Annotated in this window: 6 protein-coding genes and 1 pseudogene; 5 read left to right on the forward strand and 2 right to left on the reverse strand. The window is 70.3% G+C overall.

What is annotated here, in order from left to right:
- Nucleotides 1-121: 121 nt before the first annotated feature.
- From ACTHMS_RS15680 to ACTHMS_RS15695, 4 genes are all read left to right on the forward strand, one after another.
- Entirely contained in the window at nt 122-370 is a 249-nt protein-coding gene (locus ACTHMS_RS15680; protein ID WP_440307605.1) for a sulfurtransferase TusA family protein, read from the forward strand.
- A gap of 18 nt (nt 371-388) precedes the next feature.
- Complete coding sequence (asnB, locus tag ACTHMS_RS15685) at nt 389-2,284, forward strand: asparagine synthase (glutamine-hydrolyzing) (protein WP_440307606.1); 1,896 nt, start codon at nt 389-391, stop codon at nt 2,282-2,284.
- A gap of 2 nt (nt 2,285-2,286) precedes the next feature.
- Nucleotides 2,287-2,637: a hypothetical protein gene (locus ACTHMS_RS15690; protein ID WP_440307607.1), complete on the forward strand. Its 351-nt coding sequence runs from the start codon at nt 2,287-2,289 to the stop codon at nt 2,635-2,637.
- A 74-nt stretch (nt 2,638-2,711) separates the two neighbouring features.
- Nucleotides 2,712-3,503, forward strand: a complete 792-nt coding sequence (locus tag ACTHMS_RS15695; protein ID WP_440307608.1) for a M15 family metallopeptidase — start codon at nt 2,712-2,714, stop codon at nt 3,501-3,503.
- Nucleotides 3,504-3,534: 31 nt separating this feature from the next.
- On the opposite strand, the gene ACTHMS_RS15700 is transcribed toward ACTHMS_RS15695, so the two are convergent.
- Both ACTHMS_RS15700 and erpA read right to left on the reverse strand, forming a co-directional pair.
- Nucleotides 3,535-4,506 (reverse strand): carbohydrate kinase family protein, encoded by a 972-nt coding sequence (locus ACTHMS_RS15700; protein WP_440307609.1) that lies wholly within the window; start codon nt 4,504-4,506, stop codon nt 3,535-3,537.
- Between the two features lie 96 nt (nt 4,507-4,602).
- A complete protein-coding gene (gene erpA / locus ACTHMS_RS15705) occupies nt 4,603-4,986 on the reverse strand; it encodes an iron-sulfur cluster insertion protein ErpA (RefSeq protein WP_440307610.1) in 384 nt (127 codons plus the stop codon).
- A gap of 136 nt (nt 4,987-5,122) precedes the next feature.
- Between erpA and ACTHMS_RS15710 the strand changes: the two are divergent.
- Nucleotides 5,123-5,329, forward strand: a pseudogene (locus tag ACTHMS_RS15710) (quinolinate synthase NadA); the annotation flags it as partial.

The raw sequence follows: 5,329 nt of genomic DNA on the forward strand, positions 1-5,329 counted from the left end.
GTCTCGCTGCACCGCGACACCACCGACGAGCACATCGAGCGGTTCCTCACCGTGCTGCCCGAGGTCGTCGCCGAGGTGCGCGCCGAACTCGGGGCGGCCGGACTGTGAGCCGGGCCGGACGATGACCACGGACGCGGACGGCGACGCGCCGGTGCTCGACTGCCGCGGCCGACGGTGCCCGCTGCCGATCATCGAGCTGGCCCGGCACATCGACGACGTGCCCGTCGGCGCCACGATCGTGCTCGAGGCCGATGACCCGGCCGCCGCGCCGGACGTCGCGGCCTGGTGCCGCATGCGCGGCCACGAACTGGTGGCCGCCGGCACTGCGCCTGACGGCACGCCGCGGTTCGCGGTCCGTCGGCTGCACTGACCCGGGATACTGGTCGACGTGTGCGGATTGATCGGGTTCCTGTCGGCCGACGGCGCTGCGGCAGCAGTCGCCCCCGAGATCGAGGGCTCGCTGGTCAGCATGCGGCACCGCGGCCCGGACGAGGGCGGTGTCTGGCACGACGACGACGCGGCCATCGGCTTCCGACGCCTCTCGATCATCGACATCGACCACTCGCACCAGCCGCTGCCGTGGCTCGACGGCCGCTACCAGCTGATCTTCAACGGTGAGATCTACAACTACCTCGAACTGCGCGAGCGGCTGACCCGCGACTTCGGCACCACGTTCGTGACCGACGGCGATGGTGAGGCCATCGTCGCGGGGTACCACCACCTCGGGCCGAAGATCGTGCGCGAACTGCGCGGCATGTTCGCCTTCCTGATCTGGGACTCGCACGAGCGCGTGCTCTTCGGCGCGCGCGACTGGTTCGGCATCAAGCCCCTGTTCACGATGACCGACGAGCGGGGGACGTTCTTCAGCAGCGAGAAGAAGTCGCTGCTCGACGTCGCGGCCCCCGGCGGCGCGGTCGACACCACGGCGCTGCAGCACTACCTGACCCTGCAGTACGTGCCCGAGCCGGCGTCGATGCACCGCGCGATCCGCCGGGTCGAGTCGGGCACCTGGTTCACGATGCGGCCCGGCGAGTCGTTGACGACCCACCGCTACTTCCACCCCGACTTCGCCATCCGCAAGGTGGACGAGCCGGAGAAGCTCTACCGCGAGATCGCCGAGGCGCTCGAGGACTCGGTCGAGAAGCACATGCGCGCCGATGTCACCGTCGGGTCGTTCCTCTCCGGCGGCATCGACTCCACAGCCGTTGCAGCGCTGGCCAAGCGGCACAACCCGAAGCTGCTGACGTTCACCACCGGCTTCGAGCGCGAGGGCTACAGCGAGATCGACGTCGCCGCCGAGTCGGCCGCGGCGATCGGCGTCGAGCACATCACCAAGGTGGTGAGCGCGCAGGAGATGATGGACACCCTGCCGCTCATCGTCTGGTACCTCGACGACCCGGTGGCCGACCCCGCGCTCGTGCCGCTCTACTTCATCGCGCGCGAGGCCCGCAAGCACGTGAAGGTCGTGCTGTCGGGTGAGGGCGCCGACGAGCTCTTCGGCGGGTACACGATCTACCGCGAACCGATCAGCCTGCGCGCGTTCGAGCGGGTGCCGCGTCCGCTGCGTCGCGGACTGGGCCGGCTGAGCGAGCGCATCCCCGAGGGCCGGCGCGGCAAGGACCTGCTGCGCCGCGGTTCCATCGGCATCGAGGAGCGCTACTACGGCAACGCCCGCATCTTCCGTCCGGAAGAGATGCAACACCTGTTGAAGACGTACGACCCGTCTGTCTCGTACATGGACGTGACCCGGAAGCTCTACGAGCAGACGACGCACCTCGACGACTCGACCCGCATGCAGTACGTCGACCTCTTCACCTGGTTGCGCGGCGACATCCTCGTCAAGGCCGACAAGATGACGATGGCCAACTCGCTCGAGCTGCGGGTGCCGTTCCTCGACACGGAGGTCTTCGCGGTCGGCTCCTCGATCCCGACGAACGAGAAGATCACCAAGGAGACGACCAAGTACGCCCTGCGCCGGGCGCTCGAGTCGATCGTGCCTCCACATGTGTTGCACCGCGCCAAGCTCGGCTTCCCGGTGCCGATCCGGCACTGGCTGAAGGACACGATGTACGACTGGGCCCGCGACATCATCGTCTCGTCGCAGGCCGACGCCTTCATCAGCAAGGACGAGGCGCTGCGCCTGCTCGACGCGCACCGCGCCGGCCCCCACGACTACTCCCGCAAGATCTGGACGATCCTCGTCTTCCTGATCTGGCACGGCATCTTCGTCGAGCAGCGCATCACGCCGGAGATTCCCGCACCGGTGTATCCGGTACGTCTGTAGATATGACGAACTACACGGTCAACAAGGACGCCGTCGCCCACGCCCGCACGCTCATCGACGCGGGCAGCTTCGACGCCGACACCCCCTGGTCGGAGGCCGCGCCGTCGGCGGCCGAGGCGAACGAGGTCATCGAGCACGACGACTTCGACGAGTTCGCCCGCTGGCACCTCGCGATCGACCCGGACGCGTCCGAGGGCACCAAGGGCAGGTACAAGTTCCCGTACGGCGACTTCGAGCGGGTCAACCGAGCGGCACTCATCCACGCGAAGCAGCGGGCGTCGCAGAACGGGCACGACGCCATCGAGCGGGCGGCCGACGACCTGCTGCAGCGCCTGGACAAGGCCCGCGGCTGAGCGTCGCGGGGCCCCTCGTCTCCACGGACCATCGCCGCCGGCGCCATGATCGGTCGGCGGTAGCGTCAGGGCCCATGCGGCGCATCGCGACGGTCCTGACGCTGCTGCTCGCCGCGGCTTGCAGCAGCCACCCGGCTGCGCCGACCCCCTCCGGCAGCGTTGCCCCGCCCCGACACGCTCCGTCGGCCGCCGCGCGCGCCACCGCGGGGCAAACCTCCGCCGCGCCCCGGACCGCCGCCGCCGCCGCGATGAGCATCCCGCCGGTCTCGGCGAAGGCACGGGCGGCGGGTCTGATCGACGTCCGCACCGTGGTGCCGGACGCGGTCGTCGACCTGCACTACGCCACGACGCACAACTTCACCCACCAGCAGCTGTATCCGAGCCGCGCGCGCTGCCTGGTGCACCGCACCATGGCGCCCGGCCTGCGAGCGGCGGCCGCGGTGCTGCGCCGACAGGGGCTCGTGCTCGTCTTCTGGGACTGCTACCGGCCGCACGCCGTCCAGGTGCGCATGTTCCGCATCGTCCCGAACCCCACCTGGGTGGCCCAGCCGGGCCCGTACGCCACCAGCCACGAGTCGGGGCGCTCGGTCGACGTCACGCTCGCCCGCCGCGCGGTCGGCGGCACCTGCCCGCACAAGGTCCGGCAGCACTGCCAGCTGATCATGGGCACCGCGTTCGACGACTTCACGCCGCGCGCGTACGCCTTCGCGACGAACGGCATCGGCGCGGTCGCGCTGCGCAACCGCACGACCCTGCGCCACGCCATGGAGACCGACGGCCTCGCCGTCTACAGCGGCGAGTGGTGGCACTTCGACGGGCCGGGCTCCTTCGTCCACCGCCCGATCCTGGACGCGCCCCCGTACTGAGCAGCGTCGAGTGACGGAGATGCGCTCCGCGTCAGACGAGGTGCGGCAGGACCTCTTCGGCCACGTCGTCGCCGTAGGACTCGGCGAGCCGGTCGGCGAACTCGTGCGGCTTGACGACGTACTCCTGGGTGCCGACGGTCTCGAGCACCATGGTCGCGAGCAGGCTGCCGACCTGGGCCGACCGCTCCCACGACAGCTGCCACTCGCGCGCGGTGAGGAAGCCGGCGCGGAAGGCGTCGCCGACGCCGGTCGGGTCGACCTTCGCGCGCTCCTTCGCGACCGGCACGTGCACGCGCTCGACGTCGCGCCCGACGATCTCGACGCCCTTCGAGCCGAGCGTCGTGATGCGCACGCCGACCCGGGCCATGACCTCGGCCTCCGACAGGCCGGTCTTCGACTCGAGCAGGTGCTTCTCGTAGTCGTTCGTGAACAGCAGGTCGGCGCCGTCGATGAGGTCGCGCAGCTCCTCGCCGTTCATCCGGGCGATCTGCTGCGACGGGTCGGCGGCGAAGCGGAACCCGCGGTCGCGGCACTCGACGCTGTGCCGCACCATCGCGGCGGGGTCGTCGGCCGAGATGATGGCGAGGTCGGCCGCGGTGCCCTTCCAGGCCGGCGCGAGCTCGATGTTGCGGGCCTCGCTCATGGCGCCCGCATAGAAGGACGCGATCTGGCACATGTCCTGGTCGGTGGTGCAGACGAAGCGTGCGGTGTGGTGCACGTCCGAGACGTGCACGTACTCGCAGTTGACGCCGTGCCGCTCGAGCCACGACCGGTAGTCGCCGAAGTCGCCGCCCACGGCGCCCATCAGCACCGGCTCGGCGCCGAGCTGCCCCATGCCGAAGGCGATGTTCGCCGCCACGCCGCCGCGCCGGACGACGAGGTCGTCGACCAGGAACGACAGCGACACCTTGTGCAGCTGGTCGGCGAGCAGCTGGTCGCTGAACCGGCCAGGGAAGCTCATCAGGTGGTCGGTGGCGATCGAGCCTGCGACGAGGACGGTCATGGGCGGAAGGTTACCCAGGGGTAGCGGGCAGGTCGCGTCGAAACGACACAGACCCTCCCCGCCGGCCGGCGGGGAGGGTCTGTGAACGCGCGGAGGTCAGCCGCAGAAGCTGTTGCCGCAGGCGCAGCCGCCGGAGGCGTTCGGGTTGTCGATCGTGAAGCCCTGCTGCTCGATCGTGTCGGTGAAGTCGATCACCGCACCGCCGAGGTAGGGGGCGCTCATGCGGTCGACGACGACCGGGACGTCCTTGATCGACAGGTCGACGTCGCCGTCGAGGCTGCGCTCGTCGAAGAAGAGCTGGTACTGCATGCCCGAGCAGCCACCCGGCTGCACGGCGACGCGCAGGCGCAGGTCGTCACGACCCTCCTGCTCGAGCAGGGCGCGCACCTTGACCGCGGCGGCGTCGGTGAGCGAAAGGGTCGACGGGGTGGCGTCGACGGGCGCCGTGGTGATCTCGACGGGCGTCTCGGTGGAAGTCATGCTTCTCCCTCGGAGGAGGTCGGCGTAGCTCGTACGCGGAATACAAGTGCACACTGACGTGCTGCTATTCCATGCTACCCGCGGATCCGGCCCGCACACGGTGTCCGGCCGCGAGCCACCGCTCGAAGGACGAGGAATGACCTTCACCGAGCCCGCCTCCACTCCCCTGGCGCTCCTGCTGCTCGGGCACGGCAGCGACCCGCAGTCGGAACGGGGCGTCGACTGTCCCGGCGAGCTCCCCGCCGCGTCCGACCCCGAACTGGTCGCCCGGGCCCGCGCCGCCAAGGCCGCCCTCGGCGACCGGGTCTTCGTCCTCGGCCACCACTACCAGCGCGACGAGGTC

This window comes from Jatrophihabitans sp. (assembly GCF_051960575.1).
Taxonomy (GTDB): domain Bacteria; phylum Actinomycetota; class Actinomycetes; order Mycobacteriales; family Jatrophihabitantaceae; genus JBQCEE01.